The sequence below is a fragment of the Oryzifoliimicrobium ureilyticum genome (genome assembly GCF_037199735.1).
Taxonomy (GTDB): Bacteria; Pseudomonadota; Alphaproteobacteria; order Rhizobiales; family Rhizobiaceae; genus Rhizobium; species Rhizobium ureilyticus.
In genome coordinates, this window is record NZ_JBBBVQ010000003.1 from 182,707 (window position 1) to 206,820 (window position 24,114).

At 56.0% G+C, this 24,114-nt stretch carries 19 protein-coding genes; 8 read left to right on the top strand and 11 right to left on the bottom strand.

The annotated features are described in order from the left end of the window. The first annotated feature begins 28 nt into the window (after window positions 1–28). Together VQ830_RS06565 and trhO are read left to right on the top strand one after the other, a co-directional pair. Window positions 29–499 carry a VOC family protein gene (locus VQ830_RS06565; RefSeq protein ID WP_337267281.1) on the top strand — a complete coding sequence of 157 codons (471 nt, stop codon included), beginning with the start codon at window positions 29–31 and terminating at the stop codon, window positions 497–499. Window positions 500–610: 111 nt separating this feature from the next. Further along, window positions 611–1,540: an oxygen-dependent tRNA uridine(34) hydroxylase TrhO gene (gene trhO / locus VQ830_RS06570; protein WP_337267282.1), complete on the top strand. Its 930-nt coding sequence runs from the start codon at window positions 611–613 to the stop codon at window positions 1,538–1,540. A 103-nt stretch (window positions 1,541–1,643) separates the two neighbouring features. Here the strand turns inward: trhO and VQ830_RS06575 are convergent, their stop codons facing one another. Beyond that, the gene (locus VQ830_RS06575; protein WP_337267283.1) at window positions 1,644–3,029 is read right to left on the bottom strand and encodes a GH1 family beta-glucosidase; all 1,386 of its coding nucleotides are present in this window, start codon (window positions 3,027–3,029) and stop codon (window positions 1,644–1,646) included. A gap of 150 nt (window positions 3,030–3,179) precedes the next feature. Between VQ830_RS06575 and VQ830_RS06580 the strand changes: the two genes are divergently transcribed. Then, window positions 3,180–3,899 carry a class I SAM-dependent methyltransferase gene (locus VQ830_RS06580; RefSeq protein ID WP_337267284.1) on the top strand — a complete coding sequence of 240 codons (720 nt, stop codon included), beginning with the start codon at window positions 3,180–3,182 and terminating at the stop codon, window positions 3,897–3,899. A 53-nt stretch (window positions 3,900–3,952) separates the two neighbouring features. Here the strand turns inward: VQ830_RS06580 and VQ830_RS06585 are convergent, their stop codons facing one another. From VQ830_RS06585 to VQ830_RS06630, 10 genes are all read right to left on the bottom strand, one after another. Beyond that, window positions 3,953–5,140, bottom strand: coding sequence for a Gfo/Idh/MocA family protein (locus VQ830_RS06585; protein WP_337267285.1), 1,188 nt, complete (start codon window positions 5,138–5,140; stop codon window positions 3,953–3,955). Between the two features lie 111 nt (window positions 5,141–5,251). Beyond that, complete coding sequence (locus tag VQ830_RS06590) at window positions 5,252–6,307, bottom strand: sugar phosphate isomerase/epimerase family protein (RefSeq protein ID WP_337267286.1); 1,056 nt, start codon at window positions 6,305–6,307, stop codon at window positions 5,252–5,254. Window positions 6,308–6,417: 110 nt separating this feature from the next. Then, window positions 6,418–7,374: a substrate-binding domain-containing protein gene (locus tag VQ830_RS06595; RefSeq protein WP_337267287.1), complete on the bottom strand. Its 957-nt coding sequence runs from the start codon at window positions 7,372–7,374 to the stop codon at window positions 6,418–6,420. A 68-nt stretch (window positions 7,375–7,442) separates the two neighbouring features. Next, a complete protein-coding gene (locus tag VQ830_RS06600) occupies window positions 7,443–8,447 on the bottom strand; it encodes an ABC transporter permease (protein WP_337267288.1) in 1,005 nt (334 codons plus the stop codon). Then, entirely contained in the window at window positions 8,444–9,991 is a 1,548-nt protein-coding gene (locus VQ830_RS06605) for a sugar ABC transporter ATP-binding protein (RefSeq protein ID WP_337267406.1), read from the bottom strand. Before VQ830_RS06605 ends, VQ830_RS06600 begins: the two co-directional genes overlap by 4 nt. Window positions 9,992–10,238: 247 nt before the next feature. Further along, complete coding sequence (gene xylA, locus VQ830_RS06610) at window positions 10,239–11,549, bottom strand: xylose isomerase (RefSeq protein ID WP_337267289.1); 1,311 nt, start codon at window positions 11,547–11,549, stop codon at window positions 10,239–10,241. A gap of 72 nt (window positions 11,550–11,621) precedes the next feature. Beyond that, window positions 11,622–13,076, bottom strand: coding sequence for a xylulokinase (gene xylB / locus VQ830_RS06615; RefSeq protein WP_337267290.1), 1,455 nt, complete (start codon window positions 13,074–13,076; stop codon window positions 11,622–11,624). 21 nt (window positions 13,077–13,097) lie between these two features. Further along, window positions 13,098–14,135, bottom strand: coding sequence for a LacI family DNA-binding transcriptional regulator (locus VQ830_RS06620; protein WP_337267291.1), 1,038 nt, complete (start codon window positions 14,133–14,135; stop codon window positions 13,098–13,100). Between the two features lie 178 nt (window positions 14,136–14,313). Continuing rightward, window positions 14,314–15,903, bottom strand: a complete 1,590-nt coding sequence (locus VQ830_RS06625; protein WP_337267292.1) for a DHA2 family efflux MFS transporter permease subunit — start codon at window positions 15,901–15,903, stop codon at window positions 14,314–14,316. 24 nt (window positions 15,904–15,927) lie between these two features. Further along, window positions 15,928–17,145, bottom strand: a complete 1,218-nt coding sequence (locus tag VQ830_RS06630; RefSeq protein ID WP_337267293.1) for an HlyD family secretion protein — start codon at window positions 17,143–17,145, stop codon at window positions 15,928–15,930. Window positions 17,146–17,299: 154 nt separating this feature from the next. Between VQ830_RS06630 and VQ830_RS06635 the strand changes: the two genes are divergently transcribed. From VQ830_RS06635 to lysS, 5 genes are all read left to right on the top strand, one after another. Continuing rightward, on the top strand, window positions 17,300–17,971 hold the full coding sequence (locus tag VQ830_RS06635; RefSeq protein ID WP_337267294.1) for a TetR/AcrR family transcriptional regulator: 672 nt from the start codon (window positions 17,300–17,302) through the stop codon (window positions 17,969–17,971). 103 nt (window positions 17,972–18,074) lie between these two features. Then, window positions 18,075–18,827, top strand: coding sequence for a TerC family protein (locus tag VQ830_RS06640; protein WP_337267295.1), 753 nt, complete (start codon window positions 18,075–18,077; stop codon window positions 18,825–18,827). Between the two features lie 269 nt (window positions 18,828–19,096). After that, window positions 19,097–20,866 carry an SLC13 family permease gene (locus VQ830_RS06645; protein ID WP_337267296.1) on the top strand — a complete coding sequence of 590 codons (1,770 nt, stop codon included), beginning with the start codon at window positions 19,097–19,099 and terminating at the stop codon, window positions 20,864–20,866. A 136-nt stretch (window positions 20,867–21,002) separates the two neighbouring features. After that, entirely contained in the window at window positions 21,003–22,457 is a 1,455-nt protein-coding gene (gene gltX / locus VQ830_RS06650) for a glutamate--tRNA ligase (protein ID WP_337267297.1), read from the top strand. Window positions 22,458–22,505: 48 nt separating this feature from the next. Continuing rightward, window positions 22,506–24,002 (top strand): lysine--tRNA ligase, encoded by a 1,497-nt coding sequence (gene lysS, locus VQ830_RS06655; protein WP_337267298.1) that lies wholly within the window; start codon window positions 22,506–22,508, stop codon window positions 24,000–24,002. Window positions 24,003–24,114 lie beyond the last annotated feature (112 nt).

The following is a 24,114-nucleotide window of genomic DNA, read 5'->3' on the forward strand; positions in this document are numbered from 1 at the left end:
TTAACCGCATCGCACCGAGGATAGATCAATGGACCAGGCGACCAAACTCCTCATTGACGGCCTTTACGAAACACATCTGCCCGTTGCAGATCTTGGCAAGTCCATGGATTTCTACCGCGATGTGATCGGGCTGGAATTTGGAAGCGTCATTCCGGACAGAAAGGTCGCCTTCTTCTGGGTAAACGGGAAATCGAACGCGATGCTCGGCTTGTGGGAGACCGGATCATCGCCGTTAAGAATGCATCTTCACATTGCCTTCAGGCTGTCGAGCCAGCAAGTGCTGGATGCGCCCGAGTATCTCAGGAAACGGGGAATCGTCCCACGCGGTTTCAACGGTGAGCCAGTCGAAGAACCCGTTGTGATCGGATGGATGCCAGCTCTGTCGCTCTACATGAGAGATCCGGATGGTCACTCCATCGAATTCATCAGCGTGCTGAACGAGCAACCTGACAGCGATTTCGGCATCGCGCCCTATTCGAGCTGGGTTTCACGCCCATAATCCACGAACCATCCGATGCCGATCTATCGCGGCCTCGCAACGATCTCAAAACCAATCCGATGACATCTGATTTTCGTTGCGCGCGGTAGCGCCAGACTGTATTTGGCCAGAATGACCGACACATCTGACCACACCATGCCGTTTCTTGTTGCGGCACTTTACCATTTCGTTTCGCTAAAGCGGTTCGAAAGCCTGCGCGAGCCGCTGTTTGCGCTGTGTGAAGACAATGGCGTGAAAGGGACCTTGCTACTAGCGCATGAAGGGATCAATGGCACCATTGCCGGGCCTGATGCAGGGGTTCGAAAGGTTCTCGATTATCTGAGGGCACAGCCTGAATTCAAGGCTTTAGAGCACAAGGAAAGCCGCGCATCCCGTATGCCGTTCCTTCGCATGAAGGTAAAGCTTAAAAAGGAAATCGTCACGATGGGCGTCGAGAACATCGATCCCAACAAGATCGTCGGCACCTATGTCGATCCGAAGGACTGGAACAGCTTGATCGCCGACCCAGACACCATCGTAATCGACACCAGAAATGATTATGAAACAGCCATTGGCGTTTTCAGAGGTGCGGTCGATCCAAAAACGAAGACGTTTCGCGAATTTCCCGAATGGGTCCGAAACAATGAGGGCCTGCACAACAAGCCGAAGATCGCGATGTACTGCACAGGCGGTATCAGATGCGAAAAGGCGACGGCCTACATGAAGGAACAGGGCTTTGATGAGGTGTATCACCTCAAAGGCGGCATCCTAAAATATCTTGAAGAAGTTCCACCGGAAGAAAGCCTCTGGGAAGGCGCCTGCTTCGTGTTTGACGAGCGTGTGTCTGTGGAACACGGGCTGAAGGAAGGGGAGCACAAGCTTTGCCGCGCCTGTCGCTCGCCCCTGACGGCAGAAGAACTATCCTCGCCGTATTATGAGGAGGGCGTTTCCTGCAGCCATTGCTATCCGACACGCACCGAGGCCGACCGCGATCGTTATCGCCAGCGCCAAAAGCAGATCGCGCTCGCAAAGAAGCGTGGCCAGCGGCATATGGGAACCTAGAGCTTAACGGCTGCACCGTACTTAAGAAAGTACTTTGCATCGTGCCTGACGCGTATGTCACTTTATCCCACGCGTCAGGTGGCTCGTCGTTCTCTGCCGAGGCTCAACTAGCGGAAACAGCCGGTCGCACTGTCGGTTGATCCCGCGCGGAGGCGAGCTCAGCATACCACAGTCCGCTCTTTTTCACGGTTCGCTTTTGCGTTGCATAATCGACGTGGACAAGGCCGAAGCGCATACGATAGCCTTCCGCCCACTCGAAATTATCCATCAGGCTCCAGGCGAAATATCCCTTGATCGGATAGTTCTTCCCAATCAGGTCTGCGACGACAGACAAGTGATCGGCGTAATAGGCAAGCCTCGGCGTATCATCCACTGCACCGTCAACCACCTCCATATTATAGCAGGCACCGTTTTCGGTGATGTAGCATGGCGGTAGTTCGTAGCGTCGATAAAGATCTTCGATGACGTGCGAGAGGCCACCTGGGAAAACCTCCCAGCCGATATCGGTTTTAACCTCGCTGACCGGAGGCGCAGCCTTGGTCCAGGGAAAATCACCTGGCTTTTCTGCATCGTCTGCCACACGCATCGGCGTATAGTAGTTCAAGCCCCACCAATCGAGTTTGGCGTTGATGATCGCAAGGTCGCCATCTTCGATGACCGGCATGCGCGGGCCTAAAGCCGCAAGAAAGTGCTCGGGGTACTCTCCCTTGAAGACAGGATCGAAGAACGCACCATTATGGAACTCGTGCGCGCGTTCCGCTGCCGCTTTGTCGGCGCTGCTCTGCGTCTCCGGGATGACGGATGCAGCGTTGAGCACCAATCCAACAGGAACGTGAGGAGCTTCGGAGCGAATGGCTTCGACGGCAAGACCATGGGCAAGATTGAGGTGGTGCAAGGCGTGCAGCGCCGCCTCCATATTTTTCTCGCCTGGCGCGTGAATGCCGTAAAGATGGCTAAGCCAGATAATGCACCATGGCTCGTTCAAGGTGGCAACACTGTCAAGGCGATCGCCCAGCCGCGCCATCACAGTTCGCGCATAGCGCTGAAATGCAATTGCAGTTGATCGCGATGTCCACCCGCCGTCGCCCATCAGCGCCAGAGGCAGATCCCAGTGATAGAGTGTCGCGAATGTCTTGATGCCGCGCGCCTTGCAGCCATCAACGAGTCTATCATAAAAGTCGAGGCCCGCTTCGTTGATGGGACCTGTTCCATCGGGCACGATCCGCGGCCAGGCAATTGAGAAGCGATAGGCTTCCACGCCAAGTTCCTTGATGAGGTCAAGGTCTTCGTCGAGCCTGTTATAATGATCGCACGCTACATCACCATTATCCCGGTTATGCACGCGTCCCGGCATGTTGCAGAATGCATCCCAAATCGAAGCCTTGCGCCCGTCTGCACGCGCCGCACCTTCTATTTGAAACGCGGCCGTGGCGACGCCAAAGGTGAAATTGCGAGGAAACCGAGCGGCAAGTGACTGTGGATCGATCATCTTTCTTCCAATTCTGTCTTTCGTCACGAGCACGTTTAGAGGCCTCGTTAAAGGTTGTACAGTCGTGACATGTCGGCGCGACGACAGCGCGCCGGAGGGTCTCAGTGACGTGTCATTCCTAGAACTACAATCCAAAACAGGAGCTGATGAATGACCATCGACACAGCTTATAACGGATGGGAAGCCTCTGCAGGCGCATGGATAGCGGAGATCGGCGAGGCAGGCGATTTCGGCCGTCAGCATGTTCTCGACACACCTATGCTCGCAAGATTACGAGGAGCGCATTTCACCAATGCGCTGGACGTTGGCTGCGGCGAAGGCCGATTTTGCCGAATGTTGGCATCTCTTGGCATTGAGACGACCGGCATCGATCCTGCACCATCGCTGCTTGCAATGGCCCGACAGAGAGACCCGGCAGGACGCTACCTTGATGCAGTGGCGGAAACGCTCCCGTTCGAAAACGATAGCTTCGATCTGGTGGTCAGCTATCTAACATTGATCGATATCGACGATATCGAGCAAGCCATCACAGAGATGGCGCGCGTCCTGAAGCCGAATGGGTCCCTGCTGATCGCAAACCTGAACAGTTATAATACCGCAGGTACATGGACGAAAACGACGGACGGTTCTTCGATCTTCGTCATCGACAATTATCTTGAGGATCGCCCCGCATGGGTGAGCTGGCGCGGCATTTCGGTTCGCAATTGGCATCGGCCTTTAGGCCGCTACATGCAGCTCCTTCTGGGGACTGGGCTGCAACTGGTGCATTTCGAGGAACCAGCGCCGGTCAGCGAGGATGCGGAGAAAAACGCTCGCTATAGCCGCGTGCCCTATTTCCACGTCATGGAATGGCGCAAACCCGCCGCGTGACTGGCGCGGCGGGAGGCAGTGGAGCGGTCAGCAATGCCACCGCCTTGAGAAAATCAAACTTTAACCCAGGCGCCGTTGCGCTTGGAAGATTGAACGCAGGCTTCAACAAACAGCATGCCTTTCAACCCGTCGTCGACGGTCGGATAGACGACATCCTTATCGACTTTCTTGTTATTCCGCGCAGCATTGATTGCTAGCGCCGCTTCGCTGTAGATCGTGGCGAAGGCCTCAAGGTAACCTTCGGGGTGGCCAGAGGGAATGCGCGAGACGCGCGTGCTGGCAGGCCCCGCCCCCGCGCCTGCCCGTGTGAGCAGCCGCTTTGGTTCTCCGAAAGGGGTGTACCAGAGATAGTTCGGATCCTTCTGGACCCATTCAATACCGCCCTTGCTGCCGTAAACGCGCAACATCAGACCGTTTTCGTTGCCGGGCGCCACCTGGCTGCACCAGAGCATGCCCTTTGCCGGCTTTTCGTTTGCCCTTGCCTTGAAGCGCAGCATCACATGCGCATTATCGTCGAGCCGCCGGCCTGGCACGAAACTGTCGAGGTCGGCCGCAAGGCTATCCAGTTCCAGGCCAGTGACAAAGGACGCCAGATTATAGGCGTGAGTCCCGATATCTCCGGTCGAGCCGCCCGCTCCAGACTGGGCCGGATCTGTCCGCCATACGGCCTGCTTGGCCCCTGTCTGCTCGACAGCTTCGGTGAGCCAGTCTTGGGGATACTCCACCTGAACAACGCGAATATCGCCAAGTTGACCGCTGGCTACCATTTCGCGGGCCTGCCTTACCATCGGGTAGCCGGTATAGTTATGCGTCAAGATAAAGAGCGCCTTGCTCTCATCCGCCAGCTTCTTCAGCTTGCGCGCATCTTGAATATTTGACGTCAATGGCTTGTCGCAAATGACATGGATACCGCGCTTCAGGAACTCGCGCGCCGCTTCAAAGTGAACGTGGTTTGGCGTGACGATCGAGACGGCCTCGATACCATCCTTCAGCCGAGCTTCGCGGATCGCCATCTCCTTATAGCTGGAATAGGTTCTTGACGGATCGAGACCAAGGTCGCGGCCCGAAGCGATCGCTTTTTCCGGCGTGGAGGACAAAGCGCCGGCAACGAGCTCATAATGATCATCCAGCCGCGCCGCAATGCGATGAACCGCACCGATGAAGGCCCCCGCACCGCCACCGACCATACCAAGCCGAATACGTGGCGAACGTTCTTCCGTTTTGCTTGCCTCAATGGCCATAATCTTCTCCTTGGTCATACAAATCGTTCGGCCCCTTGCGGGCGCACGCTTATCCAAACATCGCCACTGCTTTGCTTGGGAGAGCAATGGCGACGTGATGATTTCTCAGTTTCAGGAAAGACCGAGCATCCGTCGGTTGGCCGCGTCGTCCGTGCCGCTTGCAGCAAAGTCGTCAAAGGCATGTTCGGTGACACGAATGATGTGAGCCTTCACGAATTCGGCGCCTTCACGCGCTCCATCCTCGGGATGCTTCAGAGCGCATTCCCACTCGACAACCGCCCAGCCGGAGAAATCGTTGGCGGTCATCTTCGAAAAGATTGCACCGAAATCCACCTGACCGTCTCCCGGGGAACGGAACCGACCGGCGCGATTGACCCAGCTCTGGTAACCGCCGTAAACGCCCTGACGTCCCGTTGGGTTGAACTCGGCATCTTTGACGTGGAACATCTTGATGCGATCTTTGTAGATATCGATGTTATCGAGGTAATCGAGGCATTGCAGCACGTAGTGAGACGGATCGTAGAGCATGTTGGCGCGAGGATGGTTTTTGACGCGCTCCAGGAACATCTCATAGGTTACGCCGTCATGCAGGTCCTCGCCGGGATGGATCTCATAGCAAACATCAACGCCCTGCTCGTCCGCATAATCGAGGATAGGCAACCATCTGCGTGCCAGCTCGTCAAATGCTGCCTCGACAAGGCCAGCCGGGCGCTGAGGCCAAGGATAAATAAAGGGCCAGGCCAGAGCGCCGGAGAAGGTCGCATGTGCATTAAGGCCAAGATGCTGCGAGGCCTTCAAGGCCATCTTCACCTGATCGACGGCCCAGGCCTGCCGCGCCTTTGGATTGCCGCGCACCTCTGGAGCCGCAAAGCCGTCGAAAGCTTCGTCATAAGCAGGATGAACCGCCACCAGCTGACCTTGAAGATGCGTGGACAACTCCGTTACTTCGACGCCATTCTGGCGAGCAACGCCTGCAAATTCGTCGCAATAATCCTTTGATGTGGCTGCTTTTTGCAGATCGATCAACTGCCCCGCCCAAGTCGGAACCTGGACGCCGAGGTAACCCTTGTCCGCTGCCCATTTGGTAATGGAATCCCAGGAATTGAACGGTGCCGCATCGCCTGCGAACTGGCCGAGGAACAGACCTGGTCCTTTGATCGTCTTCATGGCGCAAATCCTTCTTAACGATTTCAACTAAAGGGACGCACCTGCTAGAAGGCGCGTCCCTGCAAGATCATTGACGCCAACCGCCGACTGCGGCAGCGTGCCGACAGCCATCAGAACGGCGAGTCGGGGAAGTAGAAGTTCTTCGCATTGTCCTTCGTCACCAGCGTGGCATCGAGGATATAGCTGCCGCTGACAGGGATCTGGTCATAGAGGCGTGCTGCAGTCAGTTGCATGGCCGTCGCAACCATTGCCGGCGGATAAAGTACGTCGACCGGTACCATTTTGTCGCCATCCATGACCTTCTTGATCATGTCCTTGGATCCAGCGCCGGCAACGACATACTGAATGTCAGTACGCTTTGCCTGTTCAATCGCCTGCAGAACGCCGACAGCCATGTCGTCATCTTGGCACCACACCACATCGATTTTCTGATATTTGGTCAGAAAATCCTGCATGACACGGAAGGCATCGTCACGGTTCCAGTTGCCGTACTGGCGATCAAGAACCTTTACGCCCGATCCGGCAATACCCTTGTCGAACCCATCCTGACGCTGCTGATCGATCGGGATCGGAAGACCCCGGATGATCACAACCTGAGCATTTGGGCTCTTCTCGGCGATATACTTTCCAGCGACTTCTCCAAGTGCCGGATTGTTACCGGCGACGTAAAGGTCACGGATCGAGTTATCGTTGGCGCTTGGCGCACGGTCGACGAGGGCAACGAACTTGCCCTTATCCTTGACCTCCTTGATGGCATTGACCAGCGGATCTGGATCGGTCGGCAGGATGACCAGAGCGTCAATGCCCTGCGTCTCCAGATCCTGAACAGCATTGGCCTGACTTGCAGGATCCGGCGAGGTCTTGACGATCACGTTAAGGCCCGGATGCTCGCTCATCAACAGCTTGGCGACGCGCTGGGCGTGGAACACCACGCCGGCCGTCCATCCATGGTCAGCGGCTGGAATGGACACGCCGATCGTCATCTTCTGATCTGCTGCATGCGCGAATGTCGTTAGTCCGGCAAAGGCGACAGTGGCGAAAGCTAGCGATAGCAGTTTGTTTTTCAAAGTCATTCTCCTCCCAAAGAACGTATGGATTTCGAAGCCGATCAAACCGGCGGCTTCTGCCGGTATTTCTATTGTCTTCGCATCAATGAGCGCTGCACGAGCATCGCGATAATGATGATCGCACCCTGGATCGCGCCAAGCAGATACTCGCTCACGAAATTGGAGAGCAGCATAATGTTACCGACAATTTCCAAGATGAAGGCGCCGCAGATCGTTCCCCACACGCGGCCGACACCGCCGCGAAGCGCAGTGCCGCCAACAACGACGGCGGTAATGGCCTGCAGCTCCCATAAGATTCCCGTCGTCGCAGAAGTAGAACCCAGTCGAGGGACATAAACCAAAACAGCAACAGCCACGCAAAGACCTTGAATGACGTAGGTCGCGGTTCGTACCTTTCTGACCGATATGCCGGAATAGCGCGCAACCTCTTCGTTGGAGCCCACTGCTAGAACATGACGTCCGAAGCGGGTTCGGTAAAGAATGAACGCAGCAATGGCGGCAACAACGAAAATGACGATGACAGGCACTGGAATTCCCGCAAGCGATCCAAAGTAGAAGGGTCGATAAAGCGACATCACTTCGGAATTGCGAAGGGTGATTGCGCCACCTTGGGATAGCCAAGTCGTCAACCCGCGATATATGCCCATTGTACCGAGCGTTGCAATGAACGGCTCAATGCGGCCGACCGTGGTGATCAGGCCATTGGCAGCGCCGCATGCGGCGCCGATCAGCAAGGCAAGGATCATGGCAGCCGCAAGAAGCATGCCGCTTCCCTGCACTGCGCCACTATTCATGAAGAGGATCATGAGGCTCGCAACAAATGCGAGCATCGCGCCAACAGACAAATCAAGGCCTCCGGCAGAAATGACGAAGGTCGCGCCGATGGCAATGATCGCGACGAAGGCGCTGCGCGTCAGCACATTCAAAAGATTGTCTATCCCGATAAAGTTGGGGTTTACGAATGCACCTAAAAGCAGAAGAAGTGCCAGCGCCATAAAAGGTGCAACGGCCCCAAGGTCGATCTTCTTTCCTGCACTTCTAGACATTCGGCTTTGCGTCGCCACATTCGTCATATTGTTTCCGCCAAGGCGGCCTCCCCCGATGTTACCCCCGTGGCCAGGACGACGATCTTGTTCTCGGTCATATCCTCACCTGAGACTTCGCCTGCTATCTGGCCGCCACGCATCACCAGGATGCGATCGCAAAGCCCGATGAGTTCCGGCATTTCCGAGGAAACGACGATCACCGACCGGCCTTCGGCTGCCAAACGGGCGATGAATTTGTAAATCTGTTCTTTGGTTCCGATATCGATGCCGCGGGTTGGTTCGTCGATGATCACGATCTTCGGGTCGAGCATCATCATCTTGGCGATGAGCAGCTTCTGCTGGTTTCCACCAGATAGCTGCCCAGCAAGCAGATCCCGACTGCCAGCGCGAATGTCGAACTCCTTAACGGCGTCATCCAACGCTTTGCTTTCGCGATGACGATCAATCTGAAAGAAGCGGGTAAATTGACGCAGCGAGGCCAAAGTGAGGTTGATACTCATGTCTTTGGTCAAAAGCAGTCCCTTGCCTTTTCGATCCTCGCTGAGATAGGCAATTCCGGCGCGCATACTGGCTTTCACATCAGGGAAAGAGACGGGATGACCGTTGAAGGCAACAGATCCATGTGACGGGCGCAGTCCAACCACGCCCTCCATCAATTCGGTGCGCCCTGCCCCGATCAAGCCGGCAAAGCCCAGGATCTCCCCCTTCTTCAGCAAGAAAGACGCGTTCTGGACGTAACCTGGAACGGAAAAGTCTTTGACCTGCAGAACCACTTCATCCGCGATGAAATCAGCCCGGTCGGGATAAAGTTTCGCGACATCACGCCCAACCATCAAGCGGGCCATGTCAGCTGCCTGGAGATCTTCTGCCATGTAGCTTCCGACCACTCTGCCGTCGCGTAAAACAGTGACGCGATCGGCAATTTCCTTCACCTCCGGCAAACGATGCGAGATGTAAAGAACCGCAACGCCGCGCTCTCGGATGGCTTTGATAACCTCCAGCAATGCCGCCGTTTCTACGGGTGTCAAAGATGCCGTCGGCTCGTCAAAAATCACGAGGCGATGGGGGACCAGCAATACCCGAGCAATCTGCACCAGCTGGCGCTGCGCGATCGAAAGGGTCCCGACGATGGCGCGCGGATGAATGTCGGCGCCCAGTTCCTTGATTGCCTGGCGCGCCTGTTCCTTCATCGTCTTGCGGTCGATGAAAAGAGCCGGCCCAAGTTCGCGTCCTAGAAAGATATTCTCCGCTACCGTCAAATCCGGTGCCAGCAGAATCTCCTGATGGACAAGCACGACACCTTGTCCCTCGGCATCGGACGGCCCAGTAAACCTTGTCGCCATTCCATCGATCAGAATTTCGCCGCGCGTCGGCATATGGTTGCCGGCGAGCACCTTCATCAAGGTGGACTTGCCAGCGCCATTCTCACCGATGATCGCATGAACTTCCCCCGCTTCAACGCGCAGCGCGACCTCATGAAGCACTTCAACCGGACCGAATGATTTCGACAATCCAGCGACTTCAAGCAGAGGTGCGTCTTGATCCTTCACGCGCGTGGCCGTACGCCCCATGATCATAGAGGAAAGCCCCCATGACGCGGTTCATGCCTGCAGCGACCGGCAAACGACGTCCATCCCGCACAGCTATCGCCGCGTGGTATCCCTGCGAGCCTCTTCACGAACCATCCCACCCCGAATTCCTCCAAAACGAAGCTAGCCCAGCAGATGAGGTACGTAAACCAAATTCCATCGGTAAATGAACTTTGATAGAAAAGGGATCAGCCGTGAATTTTACACGGCTGATCTTCTGGTCATCACATCACACGTAGCGGTTGACGACGTTTTCCAGATGCTCCTGTTTTCCGGAGCGAGGCTGCGGATTGATATCCTTTTCTTCGACCCAGGCAGCAATCTGCTCCAAGGACATTTCGCCGCGCAGCAGCTTTTGTCCGTCAGCCGATTCCCATCCTGCGTAACGGGCTGCCAGAGGAGCCGACAAAGCTTTCTCTTCCACCATCTTCGCAGCAGCCTTCAGGCCGCGGGCGCAGCAATCCATACCGCCGATATGGCCGATCAGCAGATCCTCGGGATCAAGCGACTGACGGCGCAGCTTCGAATCGAAATTCGTACCACCTGTCGTAAAGCCACCGTTCTTGAGAACCTGGTAGTAGGCCAGCGCCATCTCCGGAACGTTGTTCGGGAACTGGTCCGTATCCCATCCAGACTGGTAGTCATTGCGGTTCATATCGATCGAACCGAAGATGCCGAGGGCGCCCGCAAGTGCCAGCTCGTGCTCGAAGGAGTGACCGGCAAGAATCGCGTGCCCCTGCTCGATGTTGAGTTTGACTTCGTTTTCAAGACCATACTTTTTCAGGAAGCCATAGACGGTAGCGACATCATAGTCATACTGATGCTTGGTCGGCTCTTGCGGCTTCGGCTCGATCAGGATCGTGCCCTTGTAACCGATCTTGTGCTTGTACTCGATGACGAGGTTGAGGAAGCGACCGAGTTGGTCGAGCTCGCGCTTGAGATCGGTGTTCAACAGGGTCTCGTAACCTTCGCGGCCACCCCACAGCACGTAATTGTCACCGCCAAGCTTCATGGTAGCGTCCATGCAGGTTTTGACAGTGGCGGCCGAATAGGCAAAAACTTCCGGATCGGGATTTGTTGCGGCACCCGACATGAAGCGGCGGTTCGAGAAGAGATTTGCCGTTCCCCACAAAAGCCGCGTGCCAGTCTGGGACTGCTTTTCAGCAAAATAATCGACAATCTCGTTCAGGTTGCGTGTGCTTTCAGCGAAATTTTTCCCTTCAGGGCGCACGTCGGCATCGTGGAAGCAGTAAAAAGGTGCACCAAGCAAGGAGAAGAACTCAAAGGCAACGTCGGCTTTGAGTTTTGCTGCGTCCATCTCGCCATCGAACCAAGGTCTTGCAAAGGTGCGACCGCCAAAGGGATCGCCACCTTCCCAAGCAAAGGTATGCCAATAGGCCACAGCAAAGCGAAGATGGTCTTCCATCCGTTTGCCGGCAACAACTTCGTCCGGGTTATAGTGCCGGAAGGCCAACGGATTGTCGCTCTCGGGACCTTCATATTTGATCTTTTGAATATCGCCAAAAAAGCCGGTGCTCATCATAGTCCTCCTGATGTCAATCGTGAAAAGCTCTGCCTGACCTCATGACGCGAGCGGCAGAGCGTGAAGTGGTTAGTGGGTGAGCGTCTTGATAGCCGGGTAGATGGCCCGGTAACGGCGATAAGCCGCGTCATAAGCCTCGTGCAGGCTGGCGTTCGGCTCGATAGTTCCTGCTGTTTTTGGAGGCGTGCAGACGCTGACCGGATCCGCGCCTGTCGCGGCAATCAGACCGAGCCGAGCCGCGCCGAAGGCAGCACCGAAATCTCCATCTGCAGGCAAATCGACGGGAAGGCCGAGCGTCGTTGCGATGGAAGAAAGCCAATAGCGCGACCGCGAGCCGCCGCCGATTGCTGTTACTCGCGAAATTTCGGTCCCAGCCGAGCGCAGAGCCTCCAGATTGTCGCGAATGGCGAAAGCCACACCTTCCAATACGGCCTGGGTCAGAACGGCGCGGCTGCTTTCATGACCAAGGCCGACGAAAACGCCTCTGATCGCAGCGTCGTTATGCGGGGTCCGCTCCCCCGACAGATACGGCAGGAAAGTCACAGACGATGGTGCTTTTAGCTCATCCCCAAGTTCGCTCGTCAGATCTGCGGCCGATTTCCCGGTGACGTGAGAGTGCCAGTTCAAAGAGTCGGTAGCGGACAGAATGACGCCCATCTGGTGCCAGGTATTCGGCAGAGCATGGCAAAATGCGTGCACCGCGCTCTCCGGCTTAGGCAGATAGGCTCCGTTCGCAGCGAAAAGCACGCCGGATGTGCCGAGCGACACAAAGGCGGCGCCGTCGCTGACGGTTCCCATGCCGCAGGCCGATGCCGCGTTATCGCCAGCGCCTCCCGCGACGACGACATCATCTTGAATGCCCCACTGATTGCGCAAGTCGGCACGCAGATGTCCTGCCTGCTGAGTTCCCTCGACGAGAGACGGCATCTGACTTTCATCGAGCCCTGTGGCTGCCAGCAGTTCGGATGACCATTTGCGTGCACCGGTATCGAGCCATGAGGTACCAGCGGAGTCCGACATTTCCGAGATATATTCGCCTGTTAGCCAAAGCCGCAGATAATCTTTTGGCAAAAGAACGCGCCGGATCTTGGCAAAGATCTCGGGCTCATGTTTGGCAACCCAGGCGAGCTTAGGGGCCGTAAAGCCTGGGAAGACGATATTGCCCGTCAGGGCGCGAAAACGAGGATCGGCATCCAAAGCGGCGGCCTCAGCGTGGCTGCGCGTGTCATTCCATAAAATGCAAGGCCGAAGCACCTCATCAGAAGCGCCAATCAGGGTTGCCCCGTGCATCTGTCCGGAAAGCCCGATACCCTTGACGGCCGCCAGCTCTTTTGGATGCTGAGCCTTGAGACCAGAAACAGCCTCTTCCGTCGCCCTGATCCATTCGTGCGGATCTTGTTCCGACCAGCCTGGATGCGGACGGGAAACATCAAGCGCGCCATTTGCGGAACCGATTATTCGCTGATCACCGTCGATCAGCATCGCTTTGACGCCTGAAGTGCCAAGGTCGAGACCAAGATACATCTTATTTTATCTCCTTTGCCGTCACGGCAGATTTTCCTTGATGAAGATATCCAGACGAATGCGCTCTTGTGCGTCGATGACGGCCAGTTCGTCGGCGCGCGCCTTCAGTACACGGATCGCACTGCGCACTTCATGACCGGCATCCTGATTGAGGATGACGTCGATCGTTCCGTCGAGCAGTGCATCGCGTGTATGTTCGGTCAGTTCGTGGGCAATGACGGCCCGAAGCGCCGCACCGCGCTGCTCTTTCAACGCTCGGATCAGACCGCGATTGCCGGCACCGACGCTGTATAGGCCGGCGATGTCGGCGCGCCTTTGGAACAACTCAAGCAGAATCTGATGCACTTGAGCGGGATCGTCTCGTCCCTCGAGCACGGGCAAGACTTCGAGAGAAGGAAAATCCGACGCGAGCAGCGATCGAAAGCCTTCGAGCCGCTCACGGTGGTCGCGCACCAACATTGAACCCGCTAGAACGGCAATCGACTGCCCTTCCTCCAAAGTCCTTGGTTGAAGAAATCGCCCAAGCAGATGCGCAGCCGTGCGACCTGCGGCCAAATTATCGATTCCGGCGTAATGATTCCGCTTTGATCCCGGCAGATCGGAGACAAGCGTGACGACCGGGATGCCCCTTGCCACAAGTTTGTCGACGGCATCACGAACTTCAGGCGCATCGACAGCGACGAGAGCAACCCCCGCAGGCCGCTCTTCAGCCAACCTCTGCAAAGTTCGCACCAACGGCGCGACCTCGAATGCAGGCACTTCAATCCAGCTGATATCGGTGCGCTCAATCGCTGCGCGTGAAGCCGCTTCACGCACCTCGCGATTTATCCTTCGCATGAACGAGCTAGCGCTGTCCGGGATAATGAAAACAAGAGGGTAAACACGTCTTTTTGCGAGGTTTGCGGCAGCCACATCGCGGACGTAGCCAAGGTCGCGGATCACACTTTCCACCCTCTCACGGGTTACCTCGCGAACGCCGGATCGGCGATTGAGCACGCGGTCAACCGTGGCAAGACTGACGCCCGCAGCTGCGGCTATATCGTGCACAGTAGGCTTCATCGCTCCTCCGGGCAAAACCCATAGCGCGAGAAAACTGCCGCGTAAATCTTTTTGATGTACGTGCATCAAAAATTGTTCGAGCAGTCGATGGAGATTGATGAGCAGCGGGTAAACGGCTTGCCCCCCGGACGCAGGGCGGCCGAGGGGGCAAGAAAACGGGCGTTAGATCTTTACAGTGCTAGTGGCCTCCGCCACCACCGCCACCGCCTTGCGGAGCAGGCTTTTCGATCATGGCGACACCAAGAATCATGAGAGTGAAGAGCACTGTCAGCATCAAAAAGATATCGCTGAATGACATAACGACAGCCTGCTTCGTCGCGAGATTGACCATCTGACGAATAGAGCCTTGGGCCGCCTCAAGTCCATGGCTTGTGAGATTGGCTGCCATTTCATTCAACTGCTCGATTGCCTTTGGATTGCCCCAATCGAGATGTTCGCGCAGTCTCTCATAATGCACGTCTTGACGGTTGGTCAGAACGGTATTGATGATTGCAAGCCCAACGGCGCCGCCGAGGTTTCTGGTCAGATTGAAAAGACCCGACGCGCCGCGAATACGGGCCGGCGATAATGTGCCCAGCGCAATATTGTTGATGGGCACCATGCACATCATAAGCCCGAAACCGCGCAAAATTTGCGGTACCAGGAGCTCATAGAAGTCCCAGTCGGCCGTAATGCCTGTCATGATGTACGTGCCGGCCGCAAAACTCGTAAAGCCGATGACCATCATCAAGCGGAGGTCGAGCTTGGTTGATAGGCGGCCTGCCAATGGCGCAGTCATGAACATCGCCAGCCCGGACACAAACATGGTCTCGCCGATCATCAGCGAGTCATACCCACGGACCCGTCCGAGATAGAGCGGATAAATGTAGGTCAGCCCGTAAAGGCCAATCCCCATGACGAAAGAGAATGTCGAGCCGAAAGCGAAATTCCGGTTTGTAAAGGCGGTGAGATCGACCACCGGAAATGATGCCGTGAAAGCCCGGTAGAAGAATAGCACGCAGCCGGCAGCCGATGCGATTGCTCCGATCAGGATATAGCTATCATTGAACCAGTCGTTCGAATTGCCCTCTTCCAGCACATATTCCAAGCCGCCCAGGAACACGGCCATGAAGAATAGACCCCACCAATCGAACTTGCGGAACAGCGAGAGCTCCGGCTTGTCGAAATCGATGAAGTTCCAGGTGACGAGCGTGACAACGATGCCAGGCAGGATATTGACGAGAAACAGCCAGTGCCAGGAAAAAGCATGGCTCAGATACCCACCAACCGTCGGACCGATCGTCGGCGCCAAAGTTGCGATCAGGCCAATGATCGGCGAGACGATACTGCGCTTTGACGGCGGAAAGATCGTGAAGGCGGCGGCGAAAACCGAGGGAATCATGCCGCCCCCGATGAAGCCTTGGATCGCCCGGTATATGATCATTTGATCAATGTTCGAAGCCGTTGCGGCAAGAGCGCTCGCAGCCGTGAACCCAGCAGCGGAAAACGCAAAGAGATAGCGCGTTGAGACAATACGCGCCAATGTTCCCGACAGCGGGATCATGATGACTTCGGCTATAAGATAAGAGGTTTGCACCCAGCCGATCTCATCCGAACCGGCTGACAGGCCCGCCTGTATCTCAGAAAGCGAAGCCGACACGATCTGAATGTCGAGGATCGACATGAACATGCCAAGCACCATCGCGAAGAACGCGATAAGCCGGCGCGGATCCATTTGATCCGCCTGAGCCGCCGACGCGGCTCCTTGCATTGTTGCTGTCGCGGCCATCGGGCCTACCTCTTTAAGCTGGCGCTAATTGGCCTGCCCAGCGTCGGGCGCCGTGCGCGTATCGACATCCACCACCACGGACAGACCCGCTCTCAGGCGGCCTGTCGCAAGAGCATCCTGCGGAAGTGAAATACGAACGGGGACACGCTGGATGATCTTTGTAAAGTTGCCCGTCGCGTTTTCCGGCGGCAACAAGGAGAAGACGGCGCCGGAGGCAGGAGCGATGGATTCGACCGTACCGACCACCGAATGATCGCTATAGGCATCGACGTGAACATTGACCTTGGAGCCAGGCACGAGGTGCTGGATCTGGGTTTCCTTGAAGTTCGCATCGATGTAGAGCTGCTTTTCCGGGACAACCGCCATCAGCCTCTGACCCGGAGAAACAAGGTCACCGACCTGAACCGAGCGGTTGCCAATCACGCCATCATAAGGCGCCTTCACAATCGTGAAGGACAGATCACGCGCGGCTTTGTCACGCGAAATTTCGGCCGAACGAACGGCACCTTCGGCCTCTTGGCGCTGCGCCTGCAGGATTTCGATGTTTGCGCGCGCGGCTATAATGTTGGCATCGCCGGCAGCGAGATTGGCGCGCGCCTGATCAAGCGCGATGCGGGAGTTATCCAGCTCGGCCGCTGTGCCAACATTGCGCTGATTGAGATCGGTCTGACGCTTGAATGTGATTTCCGCGCCTCGGACGGTTGCATCCAATGCCGTCTTTTGCGCTTCGGCTTGGGTCAAGGAAGCCTTCGCGCCATCAATCTGGGCATCGATCCTCGAAAGAGCGAGCCGCTGAGTTGCGACCTGCGCTTCCGCCTGATCGAGCGCGTTCTTGTAATCACCGTCATCCAAGGTCAAAAGGACATCGCCGGCCTTGACGCGCTTGTTTGCGTCCACCGCGACGCTGGCCACATAGCCGGTGACCTTGGGCGAAATGGTTGCGATGTCGCCTTCTACGTAGGCATCGTCGGTCGATACCATAAAGCGACCGACAGTCCACCAGTCATATCCATACCATGCAGCGCCTGCCAAAACTGCCAATCCGATAATCGGCAGGACCAAACTCCGACGCTTCTTCTTCTCGGCCTGGGGCGGTGCGACCGCAGGCGCCGGGGGGTTTGGCGCCTGCGGTGCATTGCGCGCTTCCGCAGTGGGGTCGGCTGCGGGAGCGCCAGTATCCGTTACTGGCTGAGCGTCCTCAGGCACGATGCGAGCAATCTTTGACTTGGAATTTGACGACATGGCTGAGCACTACCAGAAAGAGCGAAATCAATCGAACTGAACGGTTCGGTTCAGTTGACATAAAGGCTTTTTACGTCCATATCAAGAGCTATCGAACCGCCCGGTTCGATTTTATTAATAAGGCGTCCGTGATTGCGGATGTGGTTAAGGAAAAATGTCGGGTATTTCGAAAAAAAGCGAAGCCGATGCGGTGACTGCCTCGGGTCGATTTGCGGCTGGAGAGGATCCGGCAAAGCGTCGTCAGATACTGGACGGCGCAAAACGCGTTTTCATGAGAATGGGCTTCGATGCCGCCAGCATGAACGACGTTACGCGCGAGGCAGGCGTCTCAAAAGGCACGTTATACGTTTACTTCGGCAATAAAGAAGACCTGTTCACTGCCATGATAGAAGCCGAGCGAGCTGCTTTCGTGGCGGCTCTGAAGACGGCGCTGGCAGAAGAGGTCGACCTTGAAAGCAGTCTCTATTATTTCGGAATGAAGTTTATCTTCCACATTACCAATGAAGACGTGATCAAGGTGATGCGTACGCTAATCGGCGTTCGCCCGCGCATGCCAGCTCTATGCCAGCGGTTTTTCAACAGTCCGGAAAACCTCCGCGCCGTTCTGCGCAGTCATCTGACAAAACATGTCGAGATGGGTCAGCTGGTCATCGAGGATATGGACCTTGCCGCGGTGCAATTTCTGGAGCTTGCTAGCGGAAGCCTGTTCAAGTTTCGTTTGTTCGGCACTTTGGCTAGTCCTCCTTCTCAAGAGGAAGCGGATCGGATTGTTCGTGGCGCAGTGCGTGTTTTCATGGCGGCTTACGCAAAACCGAAGGCTGTCTAAATTTATTTAACGACCCTGGAATAAAATCCGTCGAGCTTACGTATACCGCACGCGCGATATGCCGCTCAGCGCTGTCGGCGCTTAATTGCTCGAAGGGATTTGAATGACCGATATTATTGCGCTTTTGCAGGACCCGGCGGCTTGGATAGCTCTCATTACGCTTGTTGTGATGGAAGTAGTCCTCGGCATCGACAACCTTATTTTCATTTCAATCCTCACCAATAAGCTTCCGCCTGAATATCGAGAGAAAGCGCGCCGTATAGGCATCGGACTTGCGCTGGTGATGCGGCTTGCGCTCCTGGGGACCGTTGCCTGGATTGTCAAACTGACAACCCCCGTTTTCGAGGCTTTCGGTCACGGGTTTTCATGGAAAGACCTGATCCTGATCGCCGGCGGTCTGTTTCTGGTGTGGAAGGCCACGAAGGAAATTCATCACAACGTCGATCCCGCCGATCATGCTGAGGACGCATTTGCGAGCTCTACACAAACGAGTTTTGCCGGGGCCATTGCGCAAATCCTGCTGCTTGACCTCGTCTTCTCCGTCGATAGCATCATCACCGCAGTTGGCATGACGCCTCATGTCCCGATCATGGTGATCGCTGTCGTCGCTGCAGTGACCGTTATGCTGGTCGCAGCGACGCCACTTGCGAATTTCATCGAGCGAAATCCGACCATCGTTATGCTGGCGCTTGCGTTTTTGCTGATGATCGGAACGACGCTCATCGCCGAGGGTATGGGCTTCCACGTCCCGAAGGGTTACGTCTATGCCGCCATGGCCTTCTCGGCGCTGGTGGAGGTTCTCAATATCATTGCCCGTAATGCAAGGCAGCGTAAAAATCTGAAACGCAAAGGCTGATAAGGCTGCAATTGATCCAAATCACAAGGACCGGCTGCATTGCGGCCGGTCTTTTTCTTGGTGGAGAGGACCTCTGCAAGGGGAAAAGGCCGTCCATTAATTGCTAGCGCCATCCTCGAGGCAGCCCCTCGACCGCCACTTTATATTCGCCCGGCGGCCGCTCTTAAACACACCCGATCACATACTGCGTCTTAGAAAGCCTATTGAAGAAAGGCCACGCTCTTACACATAGTAATTGGGGCGCTCGACATGCCTCTGCCGGGAGCACAATGACAACACCGCAGATTCTTGCCTTCACCGTCATCGGGTTGATGATGGCCGTCTTCATTTGGGATCGCTTTCGCTACGACCTCGTTGCCTGTTGTTCGCTTGTGCTGGCGGTCTCGCTCGGGTTGGTTCCGTTCGATAAAGCCTTTTCCGGCTTCAGCGATGACATCGTCATTATTGTGGGAAGCGCCTTGATCGTCAGCGCAGGCGTGGCAAGATCAGGCATTGTCGATCTCGCCATCAAGCGATTTTTTCCAAATCTGACCACGGTTCATGGACAACTCGCGCTTCTTTTGATTGTGGTCGCCGTTCTTTCAGCTTTCATCAAGAACATTGGCGCACTGGCAATCATGATTCCGGTTGCCTTTCAGTTTGCCCGCAAGTCAGGCAAGTCGCCGTCTCTTTATTTGATGCCCATGAGTTTTGCCGCCCTGCTTGGTGGCCTTATGACGCAGATCGGAACCTCGCCGAATATTGTGGTTTCCCGTGTTCGTGCAGAACTCACCGGCACATCCTTCACGATGTTCGATTTTACGCCGGTGGGGGCGAGCCTCGCTCTGGTTGGCGTTGTCTTTCTCATCTTCTTTTATTGGCTGGTGCCTGAACGAAAGAACGAAAACCCTTCCCTTGAGGAAGCGCTTGATGTCAAAACCTATTTTTCAGAGGCAACGGTAACCGACGTCTCACTCGTGATCGGCAAAAAGCTGCATGAGCTTTTGAGCTTGGGCGAAGGCGATGCCGTCGCCACCGCTATACTGCGCGGACCGAGGCGCATGTCACCCTTGCCCGACGCCGAACTGCGGGTCGGCGATACCGTTCTTCTGGAAGGCAGCCCAAAGGCTCTGGACAAATTGGTAACGGCCGGCAAACTCAAACTTTCTGGTAAATCGTCTCCAGATGTCACTGATGATGCCGAAACGGTGGCCATAGAAGCGATCGTCAGCGCCGAATCCCGTTTAATCGGCTGGTCAGCCCGCCAGCTATCTCTGTCGAACCGACGCCGTATCAATCTCCTGGCAGTCAGCCGCGAAGGCCAGCGCCTTGCTAAACGGGTCGGTGACGTGACCTTGCGGGTTGGCGACGTTCTCGTCCTGCAAGGCAGTCGCAAAAATCTTCCAGGCTTCCTGCAGGAATTTGCCTGTCTGCCCCTGGCCCAGCGCGAGATCCTTCTTGGCACCAAGCGAAAAGCTTGGCTTCCGCTCATTATCTTGGTGGCTGCAATGGGGGCAACGGCAGCCGGCATTGCCCCAGTGGGCGTTTCCTTCTTCTGTGCTGCGCTCGCCATGGTGGTATTTCGCGTGATCCCCTTGAGGGAAGTCTATAACGCGTTGGACGGCCCGATCCTTATCATGCTGGCAGCTCTCATCCCCGTCTCCGATACGCTGAGGACAACAGGCGGTAGCGACCTTATTGCCGGCTGGCTCGGAATGATCGGAGAACATCTGCCGCCATGGGGCGCGATAGCCCTGATCCTCGTCACGGCCATGGCGGTCACGCCTTTTCTCAACAATGCGGCAACGGTTCTCGTCATGGCGCCCATCGCCGCCAGCTTTGCGCAAAAGCTTGGCGATCGGCCGGAGGCGTTTTTGATGGCTGTTGCCATCGGCGCGGGTTGCGACTTCCTGACCCCGATAGGTCACCAGTGCAATACATTGGTCTTCGGCCCTGGTGGCTATCGGTTCTCTGATTATCCGAGATTGGGGCTTCCGCTCTCACTCCTGATCCTGATCGTCAGCGTGCCGCTGCTTCTTTACGTGTGGCCGATCAGATAAGCGTGGCTTTCGCGGTCTGCGAGCGTGTGTGTCAAAACCAAAAATCTTGACGGGATACGGCGAATATGTGTTAAGGCCAGCCGATCCATGAGACAACCTCGCGCTGCCTGTCCGCGCCATAAATTCGAGCGAAACCATGAGCAATTCCGACATCCGCGTCCGCATCGCCCCTTCTCCGACTGGCGAGCCTCATGTCGGCACCGCCTATATCGCTCTTTTCAACTATCTTTTTGCCAAGAAGAACGGCGGGACATTTATCCTGCGCATCGAAGATACCGATCAAACGCGCTCGACGCGCGAATTTGAGCAGAAGGTGCTAGACGCACTGAAATGGTGCGGGCTTGAATGGGCGGAAGGTCCGGATATTGGTGGGCCTTATGGTCCTTATCGCCAGTCGGACCGAAAGGACATCTATCGTCCGTTCGTCGATAAGATCCTCGAAGCAGGCCACGGCTTCAACTGCTTCTGCACGCCGGAGCGGCTTGAGCGCATGCGCGAAGAACAGCGTGCGGCAGGCAAGGCGCCTAAATATGACGGACACTGCCTCAACCTGGCTGCAGAAGAAGTCACGTCACGAATTGCAGCTGGCGAGCCACATGTCGTGCGCATGAAGGTGCCGACGGAAGGTAGCTGCAAATTCCATGACGGCGTTTATGGCGACGTGGAAATTCCGTGGGAAGCAGTGGATATGCAGGTTCTGCTGAAGGCCGACGGCATGCCGACATATCATATGGCAAATGTTGTCGACGACCACTTGATGAAGATCACGCATGTCGCACGCGGCGAGGAGTGGCTGGCCTCGGTTCCAAAGCATATTCTGATTTATCGCTATCTCGGGCTGGAACCACCGGTCTTCATGCACTTGTCCTTGATGCGCAATGCCGACAAGTCGAAGCTTTCGAAGCGGAAAAACCCGACATCGATTTCCTACTACTCGGCTCTTGGTTACCTGCCGGAAGCCTTGATGAACTTCCTCGGCCTCTTTTTTGTGCAGATTGCCGAGGGCGAAGAGCTTTTGAGCATGGACGAACTGGCAGAAAAGTTCGACCCGGAAAATCTTTCAAAGGCAGGTGCTATCTTCGACATTCAGAAGCTCGATTGGCTGAACGGGCGCTGGATCCGCGAGAAGCTTTCGCAGGAAGAATTCATGGCGCGCGTCCTGAACTGGGCCTCTGAGAACGAGCGTCTCACAGAGGGCCTCAAGCTGGCGCAGAGCCGAATTTCGAAGCTTGGCGAACTCCCATCACTTGGCGGCTTTCTTCTGTCGAGCGATGTCGCACTCAGCAGCGCATCCTTTGCTGGATTAAAGACAAGTGCAGCCGAAACGTTGGAAATCCTGACGACCGTACAGACTGATCTTGAAAAGATACACGAGTGGACGGTCGCTTCCATCGAGGAAGAGCTGCGTGCCATCTCCGATCGGTTGGGCAAGAAGCTGCGCGTCGTCACTCCGCCGCTGTTTGTGGCCATGTCGGGCTCGTCCCGCTCGCTGCCGTTGTTCGATTCCATGGCTCTACTTGGGCGATCTGTTGTACGCCAGAGATTGAAAACAGCTGCAACTGTCGTTGCCGCGGCAGTCGGTAGCGCCTGACTTTTCATCAGCAAGACCTTAGAACTCACTGCCGAAAAGGCGACGAAGATGTCCGACACAAAAACCGAAACCGCCCTCTCCTCCGATGCAGCCGAAGTACGTCGTCAGAAACTGGCGATGCTACGCGCAAAGATTGGCGATGTTTATCCTGCACATTTCCACCGCAGCATGACGAATGCCGAGCTTGCGGATAAGTATGCGGGTCTTGAACCCGATACGGAGACCGAGGACCTGGTAACGGTGGCGGGCCGCGTTTATTCGTCGCGCAATTCCGGCATGTTCATCGATCTTCACGACGCGTCTGGCAAAATCCAGATCTTCAGCCACAAAGACACCACGCCCGAAGAGGCGCGCGCGTTGCTGCCAATGATTGACATCGGCGACATTATCGGCGTCAAGGGTCTGGTACGCCGCACAAAGCGGGGCGAGCTGACAATCAACGCGCACGAAATCACCATGCTGACCAAGACACTTCTTCCAATGCCGGAGAAGTGGCACGGGGTCTCCGACATCGAGTTGCGCTATCGCAAGCGGCACCTCGATATCATGACAAACGAAGAGTCGAAGTTACGCTTTCAGCAGCGCAGCCGGATCGTCTCAGGCGTCCGCCGCTTTATGGAGAATGACGGCTTCATGGAAGTCGAAACGCCGATGCTGCATTCGGTCTATGGAGGTGCAACGGCAGAGCCGTTCAAAACGCACCACAACACGCTGAAGCTCGATATGTATCTGAGGATTGCGCCCGAATTGTTCCTGAAGCGGACTCTCGTATCGGGGCTCTCCGACAAGGTCTTCGAAATCAATCGCAACTTCCGGAACGAAGGCGTATCGACCCGGCATAACCCCGAATTCACGATGATGGAGTGCTACTGGGCCTATGCCGATTACGAAGACATCATGGACCTGGTCGAGCGGCTATTCGCATCGCTTGCAATGACCATCCATGGCAAAACGGAATTTATGTTTGGCGAGACCGAAATCTCTTTCAAGGGTCCGTTCAAGCGCGTTCCAATGCCCCAGGCCGTCAAGGACGTAACCGGTATCGACTTCCTGTCCATTAAATCGGATGAGGAAGCACGTGCCGCTGCTAAGACGGCCGGCTTTGAGGTCGAGAAGGACTGGACGTGGGGTGAATGCCTTGCCTTCATCTTCGAGGAAAAGGTCGAAGGCACCTTGATCCAGCCCTCGCATGTGACGCACTTCCCGAAGGACATCTCACCCTTTGCCAAGGAGGTGCCGGGCGAACCACGTTTGGTGGAACGCTTCGAGACCTACTGCAATGCCTGGGAAATCGGCAACGCATTCTCGGAGCTGAACGACCCTGAAGAGCAGCGCAAGCGTATGGTGGAACAGTTGGAACAGGCGCATGCGCGCGGCGAAAAGGAAAAGCAACTCGATGACGAGTTCCTTGATGCCATCGATCAAGGCATGCCTCCTGCTGGCGGGCTCGGCATCGGCATCGATCGTTTGATCATGCTGCTGACCAACGCACCGTCCATTCGCGACGTTATTCTGTTCCCGGCTCGGCGCAGCAAAGCCGATTAAGTCTCATAGCTGTGCTTCGCTCTCGGCTCTATTCAGCTATTTGGCAGGAGGGCAGAGCCATATGAGGGCGATATGGATTGACCGCAAACTGCCGCGTCCGCCGCAGTTTGCG